The sequence below is a fragment of the Marinobacter sp. es.048 genome, from assembly GCF_900188435.1.
Lineage (GTDB): Bacteria > Pseudomonadota > Gammaproteobacteria > Pseudomonadales > Oleiphilaceae > Marinobacter.
On record NZ_FYFA01000002.1, the window covers coordinates 55,528 to 80,718 of the forward strand.

A 25,191-nucleotide genomic window follows, 5' to 3' on the forward strand; every position below is an offset into this window, starting at 1 on the left:
CCGGTGCCGCTGACTGATACCTGACGGGCAAAACCCCGATACTGTGTTAGTATTTCTGGCAGTAGGTCAACGAATTAACCAGACGGGACGACAGACATCCCGTTTTCACAATCATGACGTGGGGTTAGCGTGATTAAAGCCGTTATTAGCGGGACCGGTCTCTACACACCGCCAGCAACCATTGATAATGACGAACTGGTCGAAGCCTTCAATCAGTACGTTGAACTGTTCAACGCCGAGAACGCAGACAAAATCGCCAGTGGCGATGTGACGCCTCTGCAGCCATCCTCCTCTTCGTTTATCGAGAAAGCGTCCGGCATCAAGTGCCGCCATGTTATCGACAAGGATGGCATTCTCGATCCAAAACGCATGAAACCCTACATTCCCGATCGCATTAACGAAGAGCCCTCGGTGCAATGCGACATGGCCATTACCGCTTGCCGTGAGGCCCTTGAGCAAGCGGGCAAGTCGGCACAGGACGTCGATGCCGTGATTGTTGCCTGTTCCAACCTGCAGCGGGCCTATCCGGCTGTTTCTATCGAAGTTCAGGAAGCGCTTGGTATCGACGGGTTCGCCTACGATATGAATGTCGCTTGCAGCTCAGCCACGTTCGGCCTTCAGGCGGCAGTCAATTCCGTCGAGAACGGCAGTGCCCGTGCCGTTCTTGTGGTCAGCCCGGAAATCTGTTCCGGCCACCTGAACTTCCGGGATCGGGACAGCCACTTCATCTTTGGTGACGCCTGCACGGCCATCCTGGTTGAACGCGAAGAAGACACCCGTGAGGGCCAGGGGTTCGAGATTCTTGGTACCAGCCTGAAAACCAAATTCTCGAATAACATCCGGAACAATTTCGGGTTCCTCAACCGCGCCGATGATTCCGGCGTAGGCAAGCCGGACAAGCTCTTCGTTCAGCAAGGCCGTAAGGTATTCAAAGAAGTTTCGCCACTGGTTGCCGAGACAATCCAGAAACAGCTGCAAAGCCTTTCCCTGGCCCCGGATGATCTCCGTCGCATGTGGCTGCACCAGGCCAACCTGAACATGAACCAGTTGATAGCGCGCAAGGTACTGGGTCGGGATGCCACCGAGGAAGAGGCACCGGTCATTCTGGATGAGTACGCGAACACCAGCTCTGCCGGTTCGATCATCGCCTTCCACAAGAACAAGGATGACCTTGTCAGTGGTGATCTGGGGGTAATCTGTTCGTTCGGAGCAGGTTATTCCATCGGCAGCGTGGTGGTACGCCGCCGATAGGAGTGAGCTGGGTCAAGACGTTGCCAGTGCCCTGAGGGTGTCTGGCAGTGGAGCCGATGAGCGCGTCTTTCGGTCGAACCAGACGATTTTTGCATAGCCTTCCGCATATACGGCGCCGGTATCGACATCTGTCAGCAAATGGTAGGTGTCGAGACTGGTGTTACCTGCCTTGTCAGCGTATGTTTTCACCTCAACCGTTGCCGGGTGGTTCAATTCCTTTAGAAAGGTTGCGCTGGTCTTTATAATGACGGGGCCGGTGGGCTCGTCAGGCCCGCCCAGATCCAGTGATGCCAGCCACACAATGCGCGCTTCCTCAAAGAATCGGAAGTAGACTGTATTATTGGCGTGGCCGTATGCATCCATGTCTCCCCACCGGAGGGGCATGGTGATTGTGTTTACAAGATTTCCCGGTACTGACATCGGTTTCTCCGGAACAACGGTTTAATAATAAAAAGTAGCGCCGGTATTTTCGACGAATTGAAACGAATTAAACAACCCAAGAGCAGATGATGAAATACTTTTTTATCCGGCGCTGGCTTTTTACTCTGGCCATGTTGTTGTCCCTGTCTGCACTTCTGCCAGCGGGCCAGGCTATCGCCCAGAACATGCAGGAACCCGCTCCAGAGGGGTCGGTTCCGGTTGATCCCACAGATCCCTGGGAAAACTGGAACCGCAAGGTTTACAACTTCAACGAGACCATCGACCGCTGGTTCCTGAAACCGGTGGCGCAGGCCTATCGGACTTTCACTCCGCGGATTGTCGACCGGGGCGTTACCAATTTTTTCAACAACCTGACAGAACTGAGGAACTTCACCAACAGTGTCCTTCAGCTGAAAGGGGAGTCTGCGGTGGTTGCCGTGGGGCGCTTCACCTACAACACCACCTTTGGACTGGGTGGTCTGTTCGATGTGGCAACTGCCTTTGACCTGCCGGAACGGCCCGAGGATTTTGGCCAGACTCTGGGATACTGGGGGGCGGGTTCAGGGCCTTATCTGATGCTGCCTTTCCTCGGCCCCTCCACACCGCGGCACTTTACCGGGTTTGTGACCGACGGCTTCGCGTTGCCTTCGGCGTGGGATGAAGTGGAAAATCCTGAAGTGTACTATGCCAGGGCTCTGCAAATTGTCGACCGCCGGGCGGATCTGATACCCGCTGAAAGCTTCATCTCTGGCGACAGCTACGTGTTTGTGCGGAATGCCTTTCTGCAACGTCGCGAATTCCTGATTAATGACGGGAAGGTGGTTAATGATCCGTTTGCCAGCGGTGATGATGAGGACTTGATGCTTGATGATTTTTAAGCGTCAGCCGGATTGAAAGGAGATCGACGGTGCTCAAGGATCCAAGAATAGCCAAGTTCCGGAAAATGCTGGCCGAGGCGCCGAACTACGAGGTATGGAAAGCGGCAGCCCTGGAACTGGACTTTTTGGAGGGCAATGCCGAGTGGAAAGAGGATTTTGCCTCTGACCTCTATCATTATGAAGTCATCTACGACCGGCTGAGCAACCTCAAACAGTATCGCCAGCAGAATGACGTGGAACGCCTCAAGCGCGCTCTCCGTGAAGGTTTGCACCATGACCTTGGCAATATGGGCAATCCCGCACTTTATACGCGATCACGCGTCGGCACCAAGCATCTGATCGAGGAGTACATCACGCAGGTCTGTGAAGCGCTGGACTATCTTTGTGATCAACCGGTTCCGGGTTTTCCAGTTGCGGACAAGCTTCAGTTCTTCCGGGACACCCTCACAAGTTATGGCCGCCCGGCACTATTGCTCAGTGGCGGCGCGACTCTTGGCGTGTTCCACTTCGGCGTGATCAAGGCGCTCTGGGAAAAGGGACTTTTGCCCCAGGTTATTGCCGGCTCGAGTATCGGTGCCATCATCGCGGGTATTCTTGGTGTGCACACAGACGCGGAAATCCCTGAAATGCTGGTACCGGAGAACCATAACCTGAAAGCCTGGAAGTGGCGGGGTCTGCTCAGCGCGGTGCGTGGAGACGGGCTCATGGATCAGGAAGAGCTTCGCAACTGCCTGCGGGGCAATATCGGTGAATACACCTTTGAAGAGGCCTATCAGCGTACCGGGCGCTCCATTAATGTGAGTGTCTCACCGGTGCAGGCGCACCAGAAGGCCCGCTTGCTCTGCGGATACACTTCGCCTTATCTGATGGTCTGGAGTGCGGTGTTGGCCAGCGCCGCGGTGCCGGGTATATTCCCGCCGGTTACCCTGATGAAAAAAGACATTCAGGGCAATGCGTTACCGTATATGCCTCGTCTCAAGTTTGTGGATGGCTCGGTTGTAAGCGATTTGCCCATTGAGCGTCTCGTGCACCTGTACGATGTGAATTATACTATCGTGAGTCAGACCAATCCCCATGTAGTTCCTTTCCTGAGCCAGCGGGGGCGGGATGAAAAACTGTCCCTCGCTAATCTGCCTATGCATCTTCTGAAATCCGAGATCCAGTTTCATGGCCAGGGAGTGTTCGATTACCTGCGAAAAAGGGTCAGGCCGGAACTTCTGCGCCAGATGTCCGGTCAGCTGTACACCATTATGGCCCAGCGGTACTCCGGAGACGTCACTATTGCACCCTCGTATTCGTTCAAAGACTACAGCAGGATGCTGGCGAATCCCGATCCGGGCTACGTGCGGCAGATGATATTGGACGGCGAACGGGCCACATGGCCAAAAATCTCCATGATCCGCTCCCACGCTCGCATCTCGAAAACCCTTGAGCGTTGTGTGCGACGGCTCAAGCAACAGAATCGGCGCACTGCCGAGCTCAGACTGATCAGTAACGCGGATTCCGGTACGTCCTGATATGTACTACGACTTTTTCGGCTTTCGCGAACCACCATTTTCCATTGCCCCGGATCCTCGTTACCTGTACCTCAGCGACCGCCACAAGGAAGCGCTGGCACACCTGATGTATGGGGTCCAGGGGCAGGGTGGTTTCATCGTGATCACCGGTGAAGTTGGAACCGGGAAAACAACGGTTTCCCGGTGCTTTATCGAAAATGTTCCCGATAATGTGGATATCGCGCTGATCCTGAATCCAAGGCTCTCTGCGCGGGAATTGTTGTCGTCCATCTGCGATGAGCTGGAAATCCCCCACGAGATCAGTGCAACCATCAAGGAACTGGTGGATCTGATTAACCAGGACTTGCTCAAGGCCCATGCGGCAGGGCGCCACAAGGTTCTGATGATCGATGAGGCCCAGAACCTTTCGGCCGAGGTACTGGAACAGCTCCGGCTTCTGACCAACCTTGAGACGGCAGAGAAGAAGCTGCTTCAGATTGTCCTGCTCGGCCAGCCCGAGTTGCAGGAGATGCTGGCACTCCCCGAGCTGCGCCAGCTGAACCAGCGGGTTACCGCTCGCTACCACCTGGATGCCATCGGTCGGGCAGAGCTGCCGGCTTACCTTCGTTACCGACTCAGCGTGGCCGGCATGCGAGGCGACATTTTCTCGGAGCGGGCAGTAAATCGCCTCTATCGGGAAAGTCAGGGCATTCCCCGACTGATCAACCTGATCAGCGACCGGGCCTTACTGGGCGCTTATGCCGAGGGAGAGCATGAGATCACGACCGATCACATCCGCCAGGCAGCAAAGGAAGTACGCGGACAGCCCCTCGGCCCCTCGCCCTCACGCCAGTCGCCGGACAGGTCCCAGTACCTGATCGTTGCGGCTTCGATTCTCGTGGCCATCATTGGCACTGCCTGGCTGTTCGAGCGGTGGTCCACCGACGGTGTGGTTTTTAACGGCCAGTCGTCTGTTGAACCCCTGAAGGGATCGGTTGAACGGGTGGATGAGCAGCAACCCGAGCAAGTGGAGGAAACGCCAGAAACCTTGCCGGAAGTGCCGTCAGGGCCCGGTGAGCTGGCCGTACCGGATCAGCTTATGGATTCAGTCTCGGCGTTCCAGGTGCTTTTCGGGATCTGGGGGCGGGACTATCAACCTGCGGAGGCTCCCGTGGCCTGTGACTGGGCCAGAGAGAATGGGCTGGGGTGCCTGAATCGCCAGGGCAGCCGCCGAAGCCTGGAGTTTCTGGATCGCCCTGCGATGCTCCAGCTCCAGGATGACACAGGCAACACAGGCTTTGTCGTCCTCCGCCATCTGAACGGCGATACGGCAGAAGTTGCCATGCCGGCTGGCAATCAGACTGTGTCTTTTGCCAGTATCGAGCGACACTGGTTCGGTGAATATCGAGTACTATGGCGCTTGCCGGAATACCTGACGGGGGACGGCTTCTACAGTAATGGTGGCGGCGAACAACTCTGGATTGGCGCACGAATGATGGACCTGGCGGACCGGCACAGTAAATCCCGTACCGAGAGTGACCGCGTTAAACGCATGGACGCGGAAGAGCAGGTTCGCTGGTATCAGGCATTGCGGGGGCTCACTGTCGATGGCATTGCCGGCGCCATGACCATCATCCAGATCAACAATGATCTGGAAGCCTCTATCCCTCGTCTCAAGCCCCTGCAGTCGGAAGGTCGAGAGTAATCATGTCTTACATTCTTGACGCATTGCGAAAATCCGAAACCGAGCGGCGGCAGGGTCGTGTTCCGGACCTTGGCCAGCAAGTGCAGCTTATTCATCGGCCAAAGAAGAAGAGGGTGTCACCGGCTCTCTGGGTGTCGCTGGCATTGATGCTGAACGCCGGAGTCCTGGCCTTTGTTTTCTGGCCGGTAACGCCTGCAACCCAATCAGAACCGGCATTGGAAGATCCCGTCGCGGAGACGGGGGCCATCCCGGAGCCTGATCCTGCTGAGTCAACTCCACCGCCGACAGCGACGGAACCAACTGTCGCCGAGAGCAGGGAACGGGCGACCGTCATCGTTCCCTCATCAGCAATATCCGAAACCGCAGCACCGATGGTGGAACCCGAGCAGGCAGGCAGAGTACCTCATCTGGTAGAGTTGCCGCTTTCATTCCAGAAGAGCGTCCCCGATTTGACCTTTAACAGCCATATCTACTCCTCATCACCTGCATCGCGCAGGGTTATGATTAACGACACTTACCTGCGAGTGGGTGACGTCTTCGAAGGTCTGCGGGTAGACGACATAACAGAAGAGGGCGTGGTACTGAGTCGAGACGGCCGACGTTTCCGGGTTGGTGTGGTGCGGGACTGGGTGAGCCCCCGCTGATGGCACTGACCGACGAGATCAAGCAATCGATCCAGCAAGGGTATCGGGATGTGCTGGCCGGCAAGGACATACGGGCACGCTATGGGCAACGCCTGATGATTGCCGAAATTGCCAGGTACATGGGCGACATCACTGAGAATGATGGTCAGAGAACCTCCCCGGCCTCGGCTTGTGTTGTGGAGGCCGGCACCGGTACGGGCAAAACCCTGGCCTACTTGATCGCCGCCATTCCGGTGGCAAAAGCCCTGGGCAAAACCCTGGTGATATCCACCGCGACCGTAGCCCTTCAGGACCAGATTGTGCTCAAGGACCTTCCGGACCTGAAGAAGCACAGCAAGATGGACTTCAACTGGACGCTCGCCAAAGGCCGGGGTCGCTATCTTTGCATGTCCCGCCTGGAAGCCCGCCTGCACGACGAGGGAAATACCGACAGTGACACCATGCCCCTGTTCCTGTTGGATGGCCCGAAAAATGAAGAACCCGGCACCCGGGCATTCTTTGAAGAGATGCTGGCCAGCTACGGCTCAAGGGAGTGGGACGGTGACCGGGACCATTGGCCGGAGCAGATCCCGGACGATGTCTGGCGACAGGTAACCACGGATCATCGCCAATGCACCAACCGCCATTGCAGCTATTTTGACAGCTGTGCGTTTTTCGATGCCCGCAAAGACCTTGATGATGCCGATATCGTGGTTGCCAACCACGACCTGGTGCTGGCCGACCTGGCATTAGGCGGCGGGGCGATTTTGCCGGAGCCGGAGAATGCCCTCTACATTTTCGATGAGGCTCATCATCTTCCTGACAAGGCCCTGAATCACTTTGCCGCATCGCTCCCACTTAATGCCACCCGCCAGTGGCTGAAACAGCTTTCCCAGGCGCTGGTTAAAATGCAGCCTTACCTGGCCGCCGGAACTCAGGCCGCGAAATCCCTGGACCGAATCAGTTCTGCGTCAAGGGAAGTGGATCTGGTGCTGAACCGGGTTTACGAGGAAGCCGAGCAGAATACCGGGTGGGAGTTCAACGAAGAGCGCAGAACGGCCCAGTGGCGTTATCCGGAAGGCGAACTGCCGGAAGCCATGGCGGAGCTCGCAGCCGAGAGTCGTATTGCAACCGCCAATATGGTTCGACAACTGGGCGTTCTGGCGGATGAACTGCAGGGTGCCTTCGACGAGCGCAAGGAACATGAGATTGACCGGGAAACGGCGGAAGCCTGGTATCCGGTGATTGGTTCGTTTCACGCCCGGGCAGAAGACCAGTTAAGGCTGTGGACAGCCTGGTGCGAACAGGGCAACGTGAAGCCCGCCGGTGAGGCAGAAGCAGACACTGAAGCCGGGGAGGAGGCTGACGCAAGGCCAAAGACACAGAAAAGCCCGCCACCGGCCCGCTGGGCAGTGCGACAACGCTGGGATCACGCGGAAGACATTACCCTGTACAGTTCACCGGTATTGGCGGACAACCTCTTGTACTCCAGGCTCTGGTCCCGGGCCTACGGTGCTGTTCTCACCAGTGCCACACTGACTGCACTTGGCCGATTTGATCGGCTGAATGCCCGGGCGGGATTACCCCAGGGCAGCCGCTTCCTCGTGGTCCCGAGTTCTTTCCGGTATGGCGAGATGGCCACGGTAGAGGTGCCTGCTATGTCCGCCATGCCAACGGATGACGGCTTCGCTGATGAGCTGGTTAAACGACTGCCTGATTTGTGGGCGGGCGAGAAAGCGACTCTGGTATTGTTCACTTCCCGGCGTCAGATGCAGCAGGTGCGGGACGCACTGGCCCCGGAATACCCGGATTTGATCATCACCCAGGACGATATGGCCAAGGGCGAAGTGCTCAGGCAGCATTGCAGCCGGGTGGACGAGGGCCGTCCGAGTGTTCTGTTTGGTGTTGCCAGCTTTGCCGAGGGCATCGATCTTCCCGGCAAGTATCTGCACCACGTTGTGATTACTCGTTTGCCGTTTTCAGTGCCGGACGACCCCATTGAGGCGAGCCTGGCCGAGTGGGTGACCCAGCGAGGCGGCAATCCATTTATGGAAATTACCGTTCCGGACGCTTCAATAAAACTGGTTCAGGCGGTGGGTCGACTGCTTCGGACCGAGCAGGACACCGGCAGAGTGACGATTCTGGATCGCCGTATTATTGCCCGTCGGTATGGCCAGCTATTGCTCGATGCCTTGCCGCCGTTCCGTCGAATTATCGAACGCTGAGTTCCCGCTCTGGATCATTCAGCCATAAAAAAAGAGCCAGCCCCGAAGGGGGTGGCTCTCATCAAGAGGGTTCTTTCGAACCCGGGCGTCGAAACAACGCGGAACAAGAAATCTGAAGGCCTGAAGTTTCAGAATTCCTGGTGAGGCTTCCCTCACCGTGGAAATAATAATAGGGGATTAGAGGGCGTAGACGGATCGTCCAAAGGGCGTAGCGGGCGTAGATTGCTGAGGTATAGTGTGACGCGCGTCACAAATTCGATTGCTTCGGTATCAGGGTTCCAGTAGCCCCAGTTCCCGGGCCCGGGCCAGTGCTTCGGTCCTGCGGCCAACGCCCAGTTTGCCGTAGAGGTTGCGAATGTGGGCTTTTACGGTAGCCGGCGCGACCTTCATTTTTGAGGCAATTTCCTTGTTGGCATGCCCCGCATGAATCAATTCCAGCACCTCCAGCTCTCGCTGGCTGAGTGGTTCGGGTAGTGCGTCCGTCTTGAATGCCGGCCGTCCAGCGGGATTGGAAGCAGAGTCTTCGCTGGTTTCAGGATGCGCCTGGCGCAATTCTCTTTGCTCCAAGAGCATTTCCCGGACTTTGCCGTTCCAGCTGCCGGGGACATTCAGCGCGGGCAGGTCCAGCAGTAAGGCTCGCAGTTCCGGACTTTCTTCGGCAAACAGCCGCATGAATCCGGCCTCGGCAGCCAGGTTTACCGCCCGCGTCAGCATCTGTTCCGATTCGTTTTTGCGCTTCTGCTTTGCCAGCGCCTCGCCATAGACCAACAGTATCTCCACCAGGTGACGGTTATGGGCATTGCGTTCAGCCGGATTCAGCAAGGCGCTGAGTATTTCCTGGGCCCGCTCCGGCTGATCCAGAGCCACCAGCACCCGGGCTTCGCTGATCCGGCTCTGTTCAAGATGAAGCGGGTTGGTGAACTCGGCACCGGCCCGGGAATCCAGGCTGGCACGGGCTTGTTCAGGGTGTCCGGCAGCAAGATAGCACCGCGCCAAAAGGGCGGTGCTGGCAGGTGGCTCAAAAACAATCTGCTCACGGCGTTTTCGACCTGTCAGCGAAGCGTCTTCAAGGGCCTCAATGGCGTCCTGAAGGTTACCCTCGCTAAAGGCAAGGTGACCTCGAACATATTGGATGATCACGTGCTGTCCGGGTTCCGTACCCCGCTCAAGATGCTCAAGCAGAGGCTGTAAGTGGGTGGCGGCGAGCTGGGGATGGTTGCGCTCCCGTTGGATTTCACACAGGGTGCTGTTCTGCCAGCAGGATATAAGCCTTGGTTGGCTGGGGTCCGAGTAGTGCCGGTCCACCCATTGCCGGATGTCGGTGCAGGTTTCCAGCGCCAGATCGATATCGCCCCGATTGTACTGAATCCACGCCAGCAGGCCGCCGCTGGAGAGCACGGTGCTGGGTTTATGCTCGACCTGTCCGTAGCGAACGGCTGACTGCAGTGCGTCCTCGGCTTCGGTAAGCTCACCCTTGCTATAGTAATCCAGGCCTAGCCCGTAATAGGTCACGGACTTCAGCGGGATGCGAGTGTGGTCTATCTCCCTGAGTACCTGTCGTGTAAGATCGGCGGCGCGTTTGTCATCACTCCGGGTCCGGGCCAAATACGAGCGCATCAGCGAGTTCTCGCTCTGCAGCCCAAGAGCCCCTTCCGCATCCGGATGTGAATCGGCTACCTGGCGGTCCAGCAGATCCTCGAGTGCTGATAGCAGCGGTTCCAGAGTGTCCACCCGGTTGGCAAAGAATAGCCCCCAGATCCGGAGCATCTGGAGTTGTGGATTGTCGTTTACCAATTCCTGGGGCAGCGCATCGAGCCAGTCCAGCACGGGGAGGTGATAGCCACCATGGATCAGATTGTTGCCATGTTCGGCCAATACACGGGCGAGCCACGGCCAGTCCTTCTGGCGGACAATCTGGGCAATGGCTTCCTGAACATGGCCATGGGCCAATAGCCATTTCACGGTTCGTTGCCAGAGACGTGTTGCCTTCTCTGGTTCCGTGTGACTGATCCTGAGCAACAGCGCATCCCGGAACAGATCGTGGTAGCGGAACCACTCGTTCCGGGTATCCAGCGGAATCAGGAACAGGTTTTGACTCAGGAGCGTTTTGAGCATTTCCTGGCTGTCGTTGGACTCACGGATTGAGTCACAAAGGGAAGCGCAGAGCCTTGGGCAGCAGGCGGTTTCAAGTAGAAAAGTCGCAATATCCCGGGGTTGCTGTTCCAGCACTTCGCTCAGGACATAATCGCTGATATAGCGCTCATCCAGATTTATTTGGTTTCCCGATACGGCTGCGTCTTTCCCGGAGAACGTCGCCGAAAGCGCGGAAAGCTGCATGGCGGCTACCCAGCCTTCGGTTTTTCGGCAAATGGCGTGGATATCCGCGTCGGTGATATCCAGGCCCAGGCCCATGGTGTCGCGGAAAAACTGCCGGCACTCTTCCTCAGAGAAGGCCAGCAGGCCGGGGTGGATGTCCTCAATCCAGCGGCGGACGCGCCAGCGTGGGAGCGGCAGGGGCGGCTCCGTTCGGGAGGGCAGGGTTACCAGGACTCCTGGCGGCAGATAGTCGATGAAATAGGCAAACTGCCTGTGGATGGCCGGGTTTCCAATAAAGTGGAAATCGTCCAGTACCAGGGCCCAACTGCTGCCGTCCTGCGCCAGGATATTGATCAGGCCGGTAATGGCCTCGGTAAAGGTTTTATCGGATTGGTGGGCCAGCTGTTTACGCAGCTCCGCCGCACCGGTCAGTCCGGCCTGTTCGAAGGCCCCGATAACGTACTGCCAGAATCGCCTGGGCTCATCATCGTGTTCATCCAGAGAGAGCCAGGCTGTGGGTGAGGAAACCCGCGAGCACCATTGCGCCACCAGTGTAGTCTTTCCAAAGCCTGCCGGCGCAATCACCAGGTTCAGCCGTTTGGGGCCCAGGGACTCAAGCAGGTCGCTCAGCCGCTCACGCTTGACCGCGCGCGAATCTGACGTTGGCCTGAGAAACTTGGTGGTGAGCAGCATGGATTCCCTGAATACTGGAGTGTGGAATTGCCCAGACAGGGCACTAGGGATTGTGTCCTTTGTAATCACCAAGTCAAGGGCTGAGAAGCCACTTTAATCACGCCAAGGTTTTATCAGGGGCTGCGTAAATGCAATTTTGGTCTAAACTGTGTGAAAGAAGTTGTCTATATTAAAAAAGAATGAAAACCTGTATTTTTATTCGTATTCTTCTACAGGTATTTCGGTCTCCAGGGAGCAGCAGATTTAATGAAATTACAACAATTGCGCTATATCTGGGAAGTTGCGCATCACGATCTGAATGTGTCCGCAACCGCTCAAAGCCTGTTTACGTCACAGCCTGGCATCTCCAAACAGATACGACTGCTGGAGGACGAACTGGGGCTGGAAGTGTTTGCTCGCAGCGGCAAGCATCTCACCCGTATTACGCCAGGCGGTGAAATCATTATTCGGGAGGCGGGAGAGATCCTGCGACGGGTTGAGGGCATCAAAAAGATAGCCCAGGAATTCAGCAACCAGCGCAAGGGCGATCTGAGCATTGCTACCACCCACACTCAGGCGCGGTATGCGCTGCCACCAATTATCAGCGGCTTCATTGAAGAGTACCCGGACGTTTCCCTGCACATGCATCAGGGCACGCCCATGCAGATCTCCGAGATGGCGGCCAGTGGAGCGGTGGACTTTGCCATTGCGACCGAGGGCATGGAGCTGTTCAACGATCTGATCATGATGCCCTGCTACAAGTGGAATCGGAGCGTCATCGTGCCAAAAGATCATCCCCTGGCGAAACTATCCGAGCTGACGCTACCGGATCTGGCGGAATATCCGCTGGTGACCTATGTCTTTGGTTTCACTGGCCGGTCCAAACTCGATGAGGCGTTCCAGTCCCAGGGGCTCACCCCGAAGGTGGTGTTCACTGCAGCGGATGCGGACGTCATCAAGACTTACGTAAGACTGGGTCTCGGTGTCGGAATTGTCGCGAGCATGGCATTCGATCCCAAAACCGACAGGGATCTGGTCGCCCTTGATGCTCGGAAACTGTTTCGCCCCAGCGTCACGCGAATTGGTTTCCGAAAGGGGACTTTCCTGAGAGGGTATATGTATGAGTTCATCCATCGATTTGCGCCCCATCTCACCAAGGAAAAAGTGGACGAGGCTGTTTCCCACCAGGGCAGCCGGTCTGAAATCGAAGCGTTGTTCAAGGATATCGAGCTACCCACTCATTAATGGGTGAGCGGGTAGCGTAAGCCCGGGTTATTCCCGGGCGATCAAATTGCCTGCGTGAAGACCGCATTCCTTCTGGGTGGCTTCTTCCCACCACCAGCGACCCTCTCTTTCGTGCTGCCCGGGTAGGACAGGGCGAGAGCAGGGCTGGCAGCCGATGCTTACGAAGCCTTTTTCGTGCAGCTCGTTGTAGGGTGCCTCGGACATACGGATGTAATCCCACACCTCTTTCGACGTCCAGTTCGCCAGCGGATTGAACTTAACCAGTGTCTTTTCATCAGTTGAGAAAGCGGTGTCTTCCTGAACAATCGGTACATCGTTGCGTGTGCCCGGGCTCTGATCTTTGCGCTGCCCGGTAATCCAGGCATCCACGGTTGCCAGCTTGCGGCGCAGAGGATTGACCTTTCGAATGCCGCAGCACTCGCTGTGCCCATCCTCGTAGAAGCTGAACAGGCCTTTCTTGTTCACCAGATCCTGAATTTCCTGAGCATCTGGAAACAGAACTTCGATCTCGATGCCGTAATGCTTGCGAACGCGCTCGACAAACTCGTAGGTTTCCGGGTGCAGGCGGGCTGTATCCAGAGTGAAAACCTTCAGGTTGTCAGTCAGTTTGTGTGCCATCTCAATCAGTACAACATCCTCGGCACCACTGAAGGAAATGGCGATGTTGTCGTATTTTTTCAGGGCAGTTTTAAGAATCGAACGGGGGCTCTGGCCTTCGAGCTCGTCCCGCAAGGTTTGAATATCGGTCATGGCCCGGCATTGCCTTATCTGAGTGTGCAAGGGGATCTAACTGAGCGAAAAGGCTACCATTAAATCCTTCATACGCTGAAGGAATGACCATCTATATGGTTATTCCGTGGTTAAAAGCCCGGGATTACACTTTACGATGCAATCCCGCCCGGTTTTTCTTATCATACGCTCCGAATAGTGGCAGACCGACAAACCGTAGTCGCCCTTAACCAATCGAAGCAGGAGATCGTTGTGGAACTGGCATGCCTTGACCTTGAAGGAGTATTGATCCCGGAAATCTGGATCGCGTTCGCCGAAAAGACCGGCATTGAAGAGCTCAAGGCGACCACCCGCGATATTCCGGATTATGACGTACTGATGAAGCAGCGCCTGAAGCTGCTGGACCAGCACGGTTATGGCCTTCCACAAATCCAGGAAGTGATCGGCGAGCTGGACCCGCTGCCCGGCGCCCGGGAGTTCCTGGATTGGCTGCGTGAGCGTTTTCAGGTGGTGATTCTGTCTGACACCTTCTACGAATTCGCCATGCCTCTGATGAAAAAACTGGGCTATCCAGCCCTGCTTTGTCACAAGCTGGAAGTCGCAGACGATGGCCAGATCACCAATTACCTGCTGCGCCAGCGTGATCCCAAGCGCCAGTCGGTGAGGGCATTTCAGTTGCTGAATTACCGCGTGATTGCTGCCGGTGATTCCTATAACGACACCACCATGTTGGGTCAGGCCGAAGCCGGTATCCTGTTCCATGCGCCGCAGAACGTGATCGACGAGTTTCCGCAGTTTCCTGCGGTGCATAACTTCGATGATCTCAGGCAGGAGTTTCTCAAGGCGAGCGCTATTCACAACGCCTGATCCAAAAGCTGAAAGCGGGGTCAGAAGAAAGCCTGCTTCTGACCCCATTTTGACTTCATCTCAAGTTCATTCAATAACCAATTCTTCCAGAAACCGCATTAAAGACCCCACTTTTGCGAGCGTCTCCTGATACTCAGCCTCGGGATCTGAATCCGCAACAATACCGCCACCGCCCCAGCAACGAATGGTTCCCTCGCCATCGCACAGCATGGTTCGTATCGCGATATTGCTGTCCAGCGTGCCATCCAGTCCGCGATAGAAGATCGAACCGCAGTAGGGGCCACGCCAGTGGGGCTCGAGCTCCTGGATGATTTCCATCGCCCTGATCTTGGGCGCACCAGTGATTGAACCGCCCGGAAAAGCGTCAAACAGGGCCTTCATAGGTGTTACACCCTCGGCCAGCTCCGCCCGGATGTGGCTGACCAGATGATGAACGTTCCGGTAGGACTCCAGTGCAAATAGTTTGTCGACTTTCACGCTGCCTGGCTTCGCGTTCAGGCTAAGATCGTTCCGGAGCAGGTCGACGATCATCAGGTTTTCGGATAGATCCTTCTCGGAGCCTTCCAGTTCAGACGCAAAGGCTGCATCGCTCTCCGGAGTGCCACCCCTCGGCCGGGTGCCCTTGATTGGGCTGGTTGTGACGGTTCGGTCGTGTATCTCGAGAAAGCGCTCGGGAGAGACCGACAGGATAGAGGCGCCTCCGGCGCGGATGAAGCCGCTGTAGGGCGTAGGGTTAGCATCTGAAAGGGCCTGGAACGCCTGCCACGGATCCCCCTTGAATTGGCCAGAAAATTCCTGCGAGAGATTCGCCTGATAACAATCACCGGCTTCAATATACCGACGAACTGTTTCTACGCTCGCCTTGAATGCGTCCGGCGCTTGCGTGGGCTGAAATCGCGAATCCATCGACCATCCGGCGGTGGCGTCTGGTTTGTTCCCACCGAGCCACTGCTCCAGTGTATCCCGCGTCTCATCAGGGCACTCCGGATGAATCCAAAGCCAATACTGCCCGGTTTTGCGATTATGACTGGCCGTCCAGAGGTAGAATCCTGCGGACACGAGGGGAACTTCGAGGAATGGGCAGAGCTCCCGCAGTCGGCTTTCCCTGACATATCCGAGTTCATAGCCAAGAAATCCAATCCATCCCCCGGAAAGGCATTCCGGGTTGGGTTCCTGTTCGATCTGGAACTGGCTTACAAGGCTTTCCATGCTCTGAGCAAGCTGATCAGAGCAGAAATTTATGTGCACAGGGTATTGAAGCACTTCGGTTGCAAGAGCTCTGGCAGAAAAACCGCTGAAGACTCCTCGGGCCGGACCGTTTCCGACACTCCCGATATAGGCGAAATCCGATTCCCGGCAGGCATGGCTTAGCAGGCGATGGTAGCCCTCCTGATTGAGTTCACGCATGGTTGCCGGGTTCAAGGTCCCTCCGCAATGTTCGAGAATTGATAAACAGCACACAAAACGGGCGTTGTAGGTTTTGGGGACTCGCTGATCTAATGAAAATGCTCTCTGCGAACAGCGTCGGTCAAGTAATTGATGGGCATTCTATCCCAGTCGGAAGAGTCTCCCCAGCATAAAAATTAGATTGGAAGCCTTCTCCTGTGAGGGAGGCAAGAGCATTCCAGATGACATGGAGTAAATATGACGATGTATGGAATACGCAATACGTGTGTTTTTCTAGTGTTTCTTTTTCTAGCTTGGTTTTCGGCAACAGCGGGCGCCCAGGAAAACCGAGGGAGCGATGCTGGGATTTTGTCGGACGGTAAGCTCACGAAAGAGGAGCTTGCGGCAGCAATGTTAACAGCAGAAAAAGACCTTACGTCCATGCTGAAAGCATCCATGTCTAATGTGGAGCAGGAGTTGGAGAGTTCTGCGATTTTCGGGCCAGGAGCATGGATGGTTTTAAAGGATCGTAAACTGAAAAAAGTCACTATGGGCGAGGAGTCTGAAAATGCTCCGCCTTCAGCGAAGCTCCAAGTGTTCCGGGCTAGCCTTCGATCGTTGGCTCGTCACAATAAGATCGATGCCGCGTTAATTGTCTATCCCGGCACCATAACCAAAGAGGGTAAACAGGAGAGGGTTGTGGTAGTGGAGCATGAACATCGACTGGGCGTATCCGGCTTAAAATTGATTCCTCTTGAATTAGACCATGGTAAAGCCTCATTCGGAGCTGCTATTTCGCAGGACAAGTCATTTCAAATCTTTTACGACCAGAAGAAGAACGGAGTCTGAGTGTTAGGAGGAGCTTTCAGTTTCGTAGTCCGGAACTGTGCGTTCATTCACGGACTAGGACTGTAAAACAATCTTAAATGGAATTGTGAGGTTACAGAACTTCACAAAATTAAAACTCGGAAAACAATCAAAAAGAGTTTACTCAAGGAGTTAATAATGAAAGGCCTGAAGAAACTTGCTCTTGCTACAGCCGTAGCTGCTGCTCCTTTCGCAGCAAATGCAGACCTCAAAGCGCTGGATGACAGCGCAATGGGCAACGTAACTGGTCAAGCAGGTGTGACTATTGAGCTGGAAACTCGCGTTTCCATTGGCGAGTTCACCTACACCGACGAAGGCACCTTCGCGGTATCTGACATCGAAATCGGCGGTGCGAATGCCAGTGGTCTCATTCCTACAGACCCCAACACAGGTGACCCTGTTGCTGTTCCAGATTTGGCAACTCAAAGCAATCTATTGGATGACCTGAAGATCGATATTGATGTTGCGGCAGATGGCGATGCCGTTATTCATGTTGGTTCAAACACTGGTGCGCCCATTGATTGGGGTATGCAGGTAGGCGCGATGTCACTGCGTGCTGCAGACAATTCTGAAAACACCACGCTCATTTCAGACATGAAAGCTTGGGGTCTGTTGGGTGCGCTTGATATTCGTGTTGATACCACGGACGTTGCTGCTGGTGCTAATACTGGCACCCTTAATCTTGATGTCGCCTTCACTGTCGAGCAAATGGACTTCGAAGTAGACTTCCTGGCGGTTGGTATTACCGGCCTGAGCATCCAAGGTGCGAACGCAGGCGGTCTGACATACACAGACGCAGAGATTTCCGCCCTTCTGAATGATGCGAACGGTGAGGACCCAGTACTTGAAGGTACCCTGGCGGCACTTGCTTCTGGTAATAACGGCGCCAACAAATCCTTCGCGGTTGCCCGCCTGGATGTTTATAAAGGTAGCAATCTTGACGGATCACGTGCGGATGTCCTGCGCGTAGACGTTGACGATGTACTGATGGATGTAAACATCCAAGAGACCCGTGTTGGTGGAACGAACATCGGTACTATCGGTATCGACAACCTGCGCATCTCTGACACCAGTTTGGCTGTATACGGTCACTAATCTGACCTAACACCAAAGTTGGTGAGACGCCCCGCTCTGCGGGGCGTTTGTATTGGTCAGAGGAAACCCCGAACCAATAAAAAAACGGCAACCAATCCTGGCTGCCGTTTTCAAATCGAATGAATTTATTCTGCGTTACTGATCCGGCACCGCAATAGAAAGATCAAACCCACCACCGGGCCTTGGACTTAAAGTAATCGGCCCCTCGTTAATAGCCTGTGGAACCTGTATCTGATCAATCCCCGGCGGATTACCAATACTGAAATTCACATTCTGCCCATCAAACCCAATTCCCAGTTGATCGTTAAGAAACGTCTGTGTAAAAGGCTCCTCCGGAATCTGTGCCTGCTGTCCAAAGATTATCGGCGGAATCGTTGGGGTAAACTCAGCCGGAGGCTGCGCCCGGGCGAGTTCTTCCTGGGGCAGGAGTAGGGCCCGCCGGAGAAATTCCTCTTCGGCGTTCTCCAGAGCATCGGTCTTGCCGTCATCAACGTATCGTTGCAATGCGTCCCGGTAGGCTTCCTCTTCCGCTTCGGTCAGGACTGGTTCACCCGGGGAAATGGTGAGGGAGCGCAGGATGCGTTGCCGGTCGGCGTCGGATTTCTTCCGTTCTTTGGGCACAACAATAACGGCGGAATCCTTCACGTAGGTTTCCACCATTTCGTCAGAGGTCATGGTCTGAACGCCTGCAAAGGCAGGTAAAGCAACAACCAGACCGCTGATGGCGGTGGTGAGCAGGTGTCGGCGTTTCATATTCAGGCCCCTTTTGTTTAAAAAATACGCTCCCTGAATCGAGTATTCGGTTTGTAGGACAAGAGTTCAAGCTGGAAAATCCGGGATTGTGATCAGAATCTTTGATTTTTCGGTATTGTTACTAATCACAGCAAAATCATGGTCGAATACCGTGAACTTTCTGGGCAGTGCAGGGCCTCAGTGACACTATGAAAAATCCGTTCAGAAATCGCTTTAGTCGCTGGATTAACCGACGGATTCCGCGGTCCGATGTCCAGACCTTCAGTCAGAAAAACATCTTCATATTGCCTACCGGCGCCGGGGTAGTGTTTGGACTGTTACTGGTCATCATGCTGCTTACAGGCATCAATTATCAGAACAGTCTGATTTATCTGAGTACCTTCTTGTTGGGAGCCGTCTTCGTTGGCGCTATGCACCAGACCCACCGAAACCTGTCTGGTCTTGAACTGAGCCTTATTCAGCCGGGAGAAGGCTTTGCCGGTGATGATATTCCTTTCCGGTTTCGCCTTAAGGCTGGGCGGGATGACGCCATTGCCATCCTGCTCTCCTGCGAAGAATCCGATCTTGCACCGGTGCACATCCATTCAGGCCAGGCCCAGGACGTCACCCTGCCGGTTCATTCCGCTCATCGGGGCTATTTGCGCCCGGACCGGGTTCGTATTGAAACCCGCTTTCCGTTCGGTCTGCTGAAGGCGTGGTCCTGGGTACGGCCAGTATCGGCCGGTGTTGTGTTCCCAAGGCCGATCCCTGCGCCGGAGGCGTTCAGCACCGTCGAGGATGGCGAAGAGTCAGCAGAGGCACGATCCGTTGAAGGCAATGACCACGCGGATATCCGGCCCTGGCGAGAAGGCGATCTCAGCCAAAGGGTGCTCTGGAAGCGGTTTGGGCGAACCGGGCAAATGGTGGTTGCCGATTGGGAGGGTGAGCAGGGCAGTCCCTATTGGCTGGATTTCAATGCCTACCCTGGTGCGGACCATGAGCTGCGGCTGAGTTACCTAGCGTTTCTGGTAAACGAAAGGGGCAGAAGTGGTGTACGGTTCGGATTGAATCTTCCCGGGCAAATCATTGAGCCTGATTCCGGCCCGGCCCATGTAGCTCGGTGTCTCAGGGTATTGGCGACCTGGGGCAAGGAGCGGCCCCGGGACTCAATCGCCGAGCCCCATGGAACCCGAAAGAACCAGACAGGAAATGCATCCCAGTGGGCTGCGGAGGGGCGGGCTTGAGTTTTCTGGACCGCCTGAGAGGCGCCGAATCGGACGACACCACAGCGATCAATCTGCCCTCCAGGGCTCTGCTCTGGCTGATTGCCAGTTTTGCCTTGCTGTTGTCGCCCCAGTGGGACCGATTACCGCTGTGGTTGATTGCCGCCTGTGTGGTGTTAGCCGCCTGGCGCTGGTTGGCGCAATACGGGCGGGTTAGGCTTCCCGGCCGCCTGTTACGCACCGGCATCATGCTGGTATTGATTGGCGTATATGTAGCGACAGTCCAGGGGCGGTTTACGGTGGACACTGCCGCTTCGTTCTTTGTGCTGGCGGTGGGTCTCAAATGGCTGGAAACGCGGTCAGTCAGGGACTTCTATGTTCTGTTTTTTATCCTTGTCTATCTGGCCACCGTGAATTTTCTGTTCCATCAGGAGATTCTGTGGGCACTGGTGAACTTCACCGGGATAGCATTGCTGCTGGTTGGCTTACAGGTGCTGAATGCGCCTGAGCTTCCGGGTGGGCTGACCTCTGGCTGGCGCAGGCTGGGTGGGATGTTCCTCAAGACATTGCCGATTGTTGTTCTTTTGTTCGTGTTCTTCCCGCGGATGTCGCCTCTCTGGAGCGTACCGCTGGTTTCAGGTGAGGCGCGCACGGGCATCAGCGACACCATGCGACCCGGCGATATTTCGAATCTTGCCCAAAGCAGCGAACGGGCTTTCCGGGTCACGTTTGGAGGCGAAATGCCGGCCTATCGAGACCGGTACTGGCGAGGCCTGATTCTCGACTATCTGGATAGGGAGACATGGCGCCAGGGCGAGCGGGAGGGTTTTCGCCCTCTGGGCCGAGTAGCGGTTGACGGGGGGATAGGAGAGCTTGAAGCAAACCAGTATGACGTGCTTCTGGAACCGACCGATCAGCGCTGGGCGTTTGCTCTGGAGAATTCCCGAGCTGTCTCTGACAATGTTATCGAGGACAGCGCCGATCTTTTCCGTTTTCGCCGGCCGGCTGACAGTCCTGTGCGTTATCGTTTGGCTCTTGAGGGAGAGGCCCAGGCGGCTCAGGCACAAAGCCCCGCCGAATTGCGGCAGTACCTTCAGTTGCCCCGGGAAGGCAACCCGAGGGCCCGGGAGCTGGCAGGGGAGCTTCGCCGCGGCATGGGTGACGAGCAGATAATTCGGAGTCTGCTAGAGCGATTCCGTGAGCAGGAATATTTCTACACACTCAGGCCACCTGCCATGCCCGATGACGGCATTGACTCCTTGTTGTTTGACGAAAAACGCGGTTTCTGCGCCCACTACGCGGGGGCAACCACCTTCGTATTGCGGGCTGCCGGCATTCCCTCACGTGTCGTGGTTGGCTACCAAGGTGGAGAGAGCGGGGCCGGGGGCGATTACCTGATCGTGCGCCAGTACGACGCCCATGCGTGGGTTGAAGCCTATATAGATGGGCGAGGCTGGGTGAGAATTGATCCTACGGCCGCCATTGCGCCGGACCGCATTGAATTGGGCCTGAGAGACGCGATGGCTGAGGAAGGATCCTTTCTGGAGAACAACTGGGCTTCGCCCCAGCGTTATGCGGATGTGGCCCTGGTGCAATGGGCGAGTCTTCAGTTGGATCGCATCAATTATCAGTGGCAGCGCTGGGTCGTCGGCTATCAGGGCCAGAGCCAGATGGATCTGATGTCCAGGCTGCCTGGCGGTTTCGGCATGCGCGAACTGGGGTATATGACAGCGGGTATCGTTGGCACCGGCTTGCTGATTGCCGGACTGATTTCTGCATTTCAGATGCGCCGCGGAGAACGGCGTGATGCGTTTCGGAGAGTGGTCGATACCTGGCACCGGCTATGTGCCAGTGCCGGCGTGCCCGTCCGTCACGGTGAAACGCCGTCGGTTCTTGCATCAAGACTGGCAAAAGCCGAACCGGCTGCGGCAGATTCGGCCAGGCTTTTTGCCCGTATGGTGAACAGCCATTACTATAGCGCGGGTAAAGACGAGGAAGGCAGTGAACAGCTGAAGCGTATGCGCCGCTTGCTTGCTACCATGAAGCGCCAACTCCACAGATCCAGAACTCGCACAGGAAAACCCAGTGACTGATATTGCCCAAGACATGCCCTGGCTGCGCCGCGCCTGGCAAACGGTCCAGAGCCGGGTAGCAGAAGACCGCCTACCACACGCGCTCATCCTTGTGGGTGAGCGGGGTGTGGGTAAGCGGGCCTGGGCAGAAGCTGTCGGTGGATTGTTATTGTGTGATCAGCCTCTGAACAGGGATTCGGGTCAGCCGATTGCTTGTGGCCACTGTAAGCAATGTGAGCTGCTGGCCGCTGCCAGCCATCCCGATATCCGGATCTATGCGCCGGAGAAATCCCGTATGGTGAAGGTGGATCAGGTGAGGGCGCTGTCGTCTTTTGCGGTGGCTTCTCCGCAGGTGGCGCATCACAAGGTGGCTATCATCGATCGTGCGGACCAATTAAATATCAATGCGGCCAATGCGTTGCTCAAGACCCTGGAAGAGCCGCTGTCCGACGTGACCCTTATTCTGTTACAGGAAAGTGGGCGCCCGGTCCTGCCTACCATTCGGTCTCGATGCCAGACATTGACTGTTCCGGTGCCTGCTAACGGAGAAGCAAACCAGTGGCTCGCAAGGCGTGTTCGGGATCTTCCCGAAGACGCGCAGCCGTCTGCAGCTGTTCTGGCCAAAGGCCTGATGCTGGCTGGGAACGCGCCGAGACTGGCCCTCGACTATGCAACCGGCGACTTTATCAGTCTGCGTGATACCGCTCTGGAACGCTTCAAGGAATTCATGAAATCCAGAATTCCGGTAGGTGAAGCAGCCAAGGCGTTCAAGTCGATGGGCCTGGAAAATACCCTGTGGTTGTTTGAAACCTGGGCCGCAGATCTGGCCCGCCTGGTAGCCGGCGGCAATGCTCGGGACACCGAAGCGGCGGATATGCTCGGTTTCCTGGCCAGAACCACCCCGGCCTGGCGGGCCCATGAACTGCTCGACATGGTAAAGGATTCAAGGGCAGCGGGCGTTTATAACGCCAGTCCGGAGCTGGAAGCGAGTCGGCTTCTTATCGCCTGGCAAAAGCTGATGCCAGTCAAACGGCCGGCGGTATAGATGGCCGTTGCCTGCAGTATTGCGCCTTTGAGGCCAACAGCTGCTATGATTCCGGAATGAAAGGGATTTTCAGATCCCGCAAAACGTTCAAAACGATCTAAGAGAAAGGTGTCAGTTATGGGGCCCGGATTTGGTGCGCGCAGTGGCATTCTTACCCTGACAATAAAAGACAAGGCAGTACTCTACGCAGCATACATGCCTTACATCCGCCAGGGTGGTCTGTTCATCCCGACCCAGAAACAGTATCAGTTGGGCGACGAGGTTTTCCTGCTTCTGAATCTGATGGATGAGCCGGAAAAAATTCCCGTTGCCGGCAAAGTAATCTGGATAACGCCGAAAGGTGCCCAGGGCAATCGCGCGGCTGGGATCGGTGTCCAGTTTAATGGTGACGACGAAACCGCCCGCACCAAAATCGAATCCTATCTGGCAGGCTCGCTGAGTTCCGATCGCCCAACCCACACGATGTAAAAGCGGGGCCTGCATGAACGATATGGCAATGCCCATGGAAACTCTCGAAGGCCGGGCAGGGGGCAATCCAGCCGTGGAAACCGCTCAGTCGTTTCGGGAATCCGAATGGAAACTCAGGCACATAACCCTGGCAGGTCTCAGTTGGCCAACCGCTCCTGACAAGCAGGAAAACACGCCGATCATTATGCTGCACGGCTGGCTCGATAACAGCCTTACCTTCGTGAAGCTGTCACCGGAGTTGACCAATCTAGGTCCTGTTTATGCGCTTGATTTTGCTGGCCATGGCCAGTCGGGGCACAGGCCTGAGGGGCAGAGTTATCTATTGATGGACTACGTGGCGGATCTGGCGGAGCTCGTTGAACGCTATTTCCAGGAGACCCCGGACGGCAGGGTAAACCTGGTCGGTCACTCACTTGGTGGGATTGTGGGCGCCCTCTATGCGGCTGCATTTCCGGAAAGGGTGAGAAATCTGGTGATGATTGATAGCCTGGGCGCTCTCAGCCGTCCGGCTGGCGAAACCATTCCCCAGCTCCGAAAAGCCATCAAAAAGCGTATTGCCGGCTCTGGCAGGCAGGTGGTCTATCCGGATGTTGCTACTGCAGCGAAAGCCCGTGAAGGCGGACTGAGCCCGCTTAGCCCAGAAACAGCGTTGACGCTGATCCCCCGGAATATGAAACCTGAGGGCGACGGCTACGTCTGGCAGACCGATTCCCGCTTGCGGCACCCGTCACCATTGATGATGACGGAAGAGCAGGTTCTGGCCTCTCTGGAGGCCATCGACACCCGGGTGCTTTTTATCAGAGCCGATCAGGGACTTCTGTCGTACAGAAAGGATCTGGACCAACGTGTTGAAGCTATTGCCAACCTCCAGATAGTGAATGTGCCGGGAGGTCACCATTGCCATCTGGATGGGGAGACCGGCCCGGTTGTAACAGCCATCAGACAATTCCTGGAAAATGAGTAATCGCTTGCTGAAATCACTGTTCGCCCGTTTTATTACCCTGGCTTTCTGTTCCCTGGTGTTGCCTTCCGCTGGTATGGCCGCCCCGGAAGAGTTGCCCCCGCCTTTTCCACAGTCGACTCTTGAGAATACTGTGAGGATCGAGACTTCGGGCCACCTGATCTTGTTCAGCCCGCTCAGGGAGGTTAATAACGAAATCCGGTCCGAAACCATGGCCAGACTCCCGGTGAATGGAGAAGGCAGACTGTACCAGATTGCGCGGGATTCCAGTCGGGAGAGGGCTCGGGATCATTATCTGGGAATCCTGCGGCAGAGAAACGCCCAGATTCTTTTTGACTGCGAAGGTATCCGGTGCGGGCGCAGTAATGTGTGGGCGAATCAGGTCTTCGGGCAGGCTGTGCTGTTGGGGCGGGACGCGACACAGGATTACCTGGTGGCAGGTACCGTTGCTGAAAACGGTGAACGCTGGTTAACGCTGATTTACACGGTTACTCGGGGGAACCTTCGGGAATATGTCTGGGTGGAACACTTGCGGGTTGAGCCCGGGGCGCCCATACCGGGGTTTGGCAGTGTGTCCAAACGTGTTACCGGGCCGATCATCGTTCCCTGGCAAGGGGGTGTGACCTACCGTTTCAACTGGCAGGCGACTGATCGCAGGCAGGTAACAGATCTGGCACGGCAAGAAGGCACAATTGTTGCGTTGGTAGGCTATTCTGTACTGGAGGACAACGAAACCTTCTCCGAGGCCATGGACCGTGCGCGCCAGGCCACCGAATCTCTGTCTGAAGTGTTATCGAAAACTGGAGTATCCAAAAGCCAACAGGAGATCATCATCGTTGGTCCTGCGGGGATTTCCGGTGGCCCGGATCGACAGGGTGACCGGGTAGAAGTGGTTGTGATTTCGAGGTAAGGATC

General features: G+C 56.0%; 21 protein-coding genes. 16 read left to right on the forward strand and 5 right to left on the reverse strand.

What is annotated here, in order from left to right; genetic code table 11:
• Positions 1–129 precede the first annotated feature (129 nt).
• Positions 130–1,251: a beta-ketoacyl-ACP synthase III gene (locus CFT65_RS11320; protein ID WP_088828261.1), complete on the forward strand. Its 1,122-nt coding sequence runs from the start codon at positions 130–132 to the stop codon at positions 1,249–1,251.
• A gap of 12 nt (positions 1,252–1,263) precedes the next feature.
• On the opposite strand, the gene CFT65_RS11325 is transcribed toward CFT65_RS11320, so the two are convergent.
• A complete protein-coding gene (locus CFT65_RS11325; RefSeq protein ID WP_088828262.1) occupies positions 1,264–1,671 on the reverse strand; it encodes an acyl-CoA thioesterase in 408 nt (135 codons plus the stop codon).
• 89 nt (positions 1,672–1,760) lie between these two features.
• Here CFT65_RS11325 and CFT65_RS11330 point away from each other — a divergent pair, with 89 nt between their 5' ends.
• Genes CFT65_RS11330 through dinG form a run of 5 tightly spaced genes read left to right on the forward strand, consistent with a single transcriptional unit; the run spans position 1,761 to position 8,598 of the window.
• Entirely contained in the window at positions 1,761–2,549 is a 789-nt protein-coding gene (locus tag CFT65_RS11330) for a VacJ family lipoprotein (RefSeq protein WP_088828263.1), read from the forward strand.
• A gap of 29 nt (positions 2,550–2,578) precedes the next feature.
• Positions 2,579–4,066 carry a DUF3336 domain-containing protein gene (locus CFT65_RS11335; protein WP_088828264.1) on the forward strand — a complete coding sequence of 496 codons (1,488 nt, stop codon included), beginning with the start codon at positions 2,579–2,581 and terminating at the stop codon, positions 4,064–4,066.
• Position 4,067: 1 nt separating this feature from the next.
• Positions 4,068–5,750: an ExeA family protein gene (locus tag CFT65_RS11340; protein ID WP_088828265.1), complete on the forward strand. Its 1,683-nt coding sequence runs from the start codon at positions 4,068–4,070 to the stop codon at positions 5,748–5,750.
• 2 nt (positions 5,751–5,752) lie between these two features.
• Positions 5,753–6,394 (forward strand): general secretion pathway protein GspB, encoded by a 642-nt coding sequence (locus CFT65_RS11345; protein WP_088828266.1) that lies wholly within the window; start codon positions 5,753–5,755, stop codon positions 6,392–6,394.
• Positions 6,394–8,598: an ATP-dependent DNA helicase DinG gene (gene dinG / locus CFT65_RS11350; protein ID WP_088828267.1), complete on the forward strand. Its 2,205-nt coding sequence runs from the start codon at positions 6,394–6,396 to the stop codon at positions 8,596–8,598. Before CFT65_RS11345 ends, dinG begins: the two co-directional genes overlap by 1 nt.
• A gap of 270 nt (positions 8,599–8,868) precedes the next feature.
• Here the strand turns inward: dinG and CFT65_RS11355 are convergent, their stop codons facing one another.
• Positions 8,869–11,607: a LuxR C-terminal-related transcriptional regulator gene (locus CFT65_RS11355; protein ID WP_088828268.1), complete on the reverse strand. Its 2,739-nt coding sequence runs from the start codon at positions 11,605–11,607 to the stop codon at positions 8,869–8,871.
• Positions 11,608–11,853: 246 nt separating this feature from the next.
• Here CFT65_RS11355 and cysB point away from each other — a divergent pair, with 246 nt between their 5' ends.
• The gene (gene cysB, locus CFT65_RS11360) at positions 11,854–12,831 is read left to right on the forward strand and encodes an HTH-type transcriptional regulator CysB (protein ID WP_088828269.1); all 978 of its coding nucleotides are present in this window, start codon (positions 11,854–11,856) and stop codon (positions 12,829–12,831) included.
• Between the two features lie 27 nt (positions 12,832–12,858).
• Here cysB and CFT65_RS11365 read toward each other — a convergent pair whose 3' ends face one another.
• The gene (locus CFT65_RS11365; protein WP_267283784.1) at positions 12,859–13,599 is read right to left on the reverse strand and encodes a phosphoadenylyl-sulfate reductase; all 741 of its coding nucleotides are present in this window, start codon (positions 13,597–13,599) and stop codon (positions 12,859–12,861) included.
• Between the two features lie 213 nt (positions 13,600–13,812).
• On the opposite strand from CFT65_RS11365, the gene thrH reads away from it, so the two are divergent.
• Positions 13,813–14,427 (forward strand): bifunctional phosphoserine phosphatase/homoserine phosphotransferase ThrH, encoded by a 615-nt coding sequence (thrH, locus tag CFT65_RS11370; RefSeq protein ID WP_088828271.1) that lies wholly within the window; start codon positions 13,813–13,815, stop codon positions 14,425–14,427.
• A gap of 66 nt (positions 14,428–14,493) precedes the next feature.
• Here thrH and pabB read toward each other — a convergent pair whose 3' ends face one another.
• Positions 14,494–15,834, reverse strand: coding sequence for an aminodeoxychorismate synthase component I (gene pabB, locus CFT65_RS11375; protein WP_088829537.1), 1,341 nt, complete (start codon positions 15,832–15,834; stop codon positions 14,494–14,496).
• A 237-nt stretch (positions 15,835–16,071) separates the two neighbouring features.
• On the opposite strand from pabB, the gene CFT65_RS11380 reads away from it, so the two are divergent.
• Together CFT65_RS11380 and CFT65_RS11385 are read left to right on the forward strand one after the other, a co-directional pair.
• Complete coding sequence (locus tag CFT65_RS11380) at positions 16,072–16,662, forward strand: hypothetical protein (protein WP_088828272.1); 591 nt, start codon at positions 16,072–16,074, stop codon at positions 16,660–16,662.
• Between the two features lie 156 nt (positions 16,663–16,818).
• Positions 16,819–17,775, forward strand: coding sequence for a DUF6160 family protein (locus tag CFT65_RS11385; protein ID WP_088828273.1), 957 nt, complete (start codon positions 16,819–16,821; stop codon positions 17,773–17,775).
• Between the two features lie 135 nt (positions 17,776–17,910).
• Here CFT65_RS11385 and CFT65_RS11390 read toward each other — a convergent pair whose 3' ends face one another.
• Positions 17,911–18,528, reverse strand: coding sequence for a hypothetical protein (locus CFT65_RS11390; protein WP_088828274.1), 618 nt, complete (start codon positions 18,526–18,528; stop codon positions 17,911–17,913).
• Between the two features lie 188 nt (positions 18,529–18,716).
• On the opposite strand from CFT65_RS11390, the gene CFT65_RS11395 reads away from it, so the two are divergent.
• The 6 genes from CFT65_RS11395 (at position 18,717) to CFT65_RS11420 (ending at position 25,186) form a co-directional block, all read left to right on the forward strand.
• Positions 18,717–19,751: a DUF58 domain-containing protein gene (locus CFT65_RS11395; protein WP_088828275.1), complete on the forward strand. Its 1,035-nt coding sequence runs from the start codon at positions 18,717–18,719 to the stop codon at positions 19,749–19,751.
• A gap of 5 nt (positions 19,752–19,756) precedes the next feature.
• A complete protein-coding gene (locus tag CFT65_RS11400) occupies positions 19,757–21,823 on the forward strand; it encodes a transglutaminase TgpA family protein (RefSeq protein WP_228705895.1) in 2,067 nt (688 codons plus the stop codon).
• A complete protein-coding gene (locus CFT65_RS11405) occupies positions 21,816–22,847 on the forward strand; it encodes a DNA polymerase III subunit delta' (RefSeq protein ID WP_088828277.1) in 1,032 nt (343 codons plus the stop codon). The genes CFT65_RS11400 and CFT65_RS11405 overlap by 8 nt, the downstream gene beginning before the upstream one ends.
• A 117-nt stretch (positions 22,848–22,964) precedes the next feature.
• Positions 22,965–23,315, forward strand: coding sequence for a PilZ domain-containing protein (locus CFT65_RS11410; RefSeq protein ID WP_008171779.1), 351 nt, complete (start codon positions 22,965–22,967; stop codon positions 23,313–23,315).
• A 13-nt stretch (positions 23,316–23,328) separates the two neighbouring features.
• The gene (locus CFT65_RS11415; RefSeq protein ID WP_088828278.1) at positions 23,329–24,279 is read left to right on the forward strand and encodes an alpha/beta fold hydrolase; all 951 of its coding nucleotides are present in this window, start codon (positions 23,329–23,331) and stop codon (positions 24,277–24,279) included.
• Positions 24,272–25,186 (forward strand): DUF4892 domain-containing protein, encoded by a 915-nt coding sequence (locus CFT65_RS11420; RefSeq protein WP_088828279.1) that lies wholly within the window; start codon positions 24,272–24,274, stop codon positions 25,184–25,186. The genes CFT65_RS11415 and CFT65_RS11420 overlap by 8 nt, the downstream gene beginning before the upstream one ends.
• Positions 25,187–25,191 lie beyond the last annotated feature (5 nt).

Excerpts from the sequence above, each read along its gene's own strand:
- CFT65_RS11325 (WP_088828262.1), bottom strand. The coding sequence starts at position 1,671 with ATGTCAGTACCGGGAAATCTTGTAAACACAATCACCATGCCCCTCCGG.
- CFT65_RS11330 (WP_088828263.1), top strand. The coding sequence starts at position 1,761 with ATGAAATACTTTTTTATCCGGCGCTGGCTTTTTACTCTGGCCATGTTG.
- CFT65_RS11340 (WP_088828265.1), top strand. The coding sequence starts at position 4,068 with ATGTACTACGACTTTTTCGGCTTTCGCGAACCACCATTTTCCATTGCC.
- CFT65_RS11345 (WP_088828266.1), top strand. The coding sequence starts at position 5,753 with ATGTCTTACATTCTTGACGCATTGCGAAAATCCGAAACCGAGCGGCGG.
- dinG (WP_088828267.1), top strand. The coding sequence starts at position 6,394 with ATGGCACTGACCGACGAGATCAAGCAATCGATCCAGCAAGGGTATCGG.
- CFT65_RS11355 (WP_088828268.1), bottom strand. The coding sequence starts at position 11,607 with ATGCTGCTCACCACCAAGTTTCTCAGGCCAACGTCAGATTCGCGCGCG.
- cysB (WP_088828269.1), top strand. The coding sequence starts at position 11,854 with ATGAAATTACAACAATTGCGCTATATCTGGGAAGTTGCGCATCACGAT.
- pabB (WP_088829537.1), bottom strand. The coding sequence starts at position 15,834 with ATGCGTGAACTCAATCAGGAGGGCTACCATCGCCTGCTAAGCCATGCC.
- CFT65_RS11380 (WP_088828272.1), top strand. The coding sequence starts at position 16,072 with ATGACGATGTATGGAATACGCAATACGTGTGTTTTTCTAGTGTTTCTT.
- CFT65_RS11385 (WP_088828273.1), top strand. The coding sequence starts at position 16,819 with ATGAAAGGCCTGAAGAAACTTGCTCTTGCTACAGCCGTAGCTGCTGCT.
- CFT65_RS11390 (WP_088828274.1), bottom strand. The coding sequence starts at position 18,528 with ATGAAACGCCGACACCTGCTCACCACCGCCATCAGCGGTCTGGTTGTT.
- CFT65_RS11395 (WP_088828275.1), top strand. The coding sequence starts at position 18,717 with ATGAAAAATCCGTTCAGAAATCGCTTTAGTCGCTGGATTAACCGACGG.
- CFT65_RS11410 (WP_008171779.1), top strand. The coding sequence starts at position 22,965 with ATGGGGCCCGGATTTGGTGCGCGCAGTGGCATTCTTACCCTGACAATA.
- CFT65_RS11415 (WP_088828278.1), top strand. The coding sequence starts at position 23,329 with ATGAACGATATGGCAATGCCCATGGAAACTCTCGAAGGCCGGGCAGGG.
- CFT65_RS11420 (WP_088828279.1), top strand. The coding sequence starts at position 24,272 with ATGAGTAATCGCTTGCTGAAATCACTGTTCGCCCGTTTTATTACCCTG.